The 446-nt window shown below is 67.7% G+C and carries 1 protein-coding gene; it reads left to right on the top strand.

Annotated elements, in window-relative coordinates:
• Window positions 1-136 precede the first annotated feature (136 nt).
• The coding region (locus RM844_RS32810; protein WP_311671081.1) for a glycosyltransferase family protein at window positions 137-446 on the top strand (310 nt) is incomplete at its 3' end.

Below are 446 nucleotides of genomic sequence, written 5' to 3' on the forward strand. Positions count from 1 at the left end.
TCGGCTGTGTCGTAGTCCTGCTCCTGCAACGCGTTGAGGAAGGTCTCGACCGTGCCGGTCTGCGTCACAGCAGCGGTCGTGGATTGGTCAGCCATGCCCGCAGCCTAATGGTGCGGCGCTGTGGCAGGGTAGGCCGGTGCGCGTAGCTGTGGTCGCCGGACCCGATCCCGGACATGCCTTCCCGGCCCTGGCGTTGTGCCTGAAGTTCCTGGCCGCGGGCGATATCCCGACGCTGCTGACCGGGGTGGAGTGGCTCGATACCGCGCGGGCAGCCGGCATCGAGGCTGTCGAACTCGTCGGCCTCGATCCGACCGATGTCGACGATGACGCCGATGCCGGGGCCAAGATCCATCAGCGCGCCGGGCGGATGGCGCAGCTCAACGTGCCGGTACTGGAGCAGCTGCGCCCGGATCTCGTGGTCTCCGATGTGATCACCGCTTGTGGCG

This window comes from Streptomyces chisholmiae, from assembly GCF_031845445.1.
GTDB classification, from domain to species: Bacteria; Actinomycetota; Actinomycetes; order Streptomycetales; family Streptomycetaceae; genus Streptomyces; species Streptomyces chisholmiae.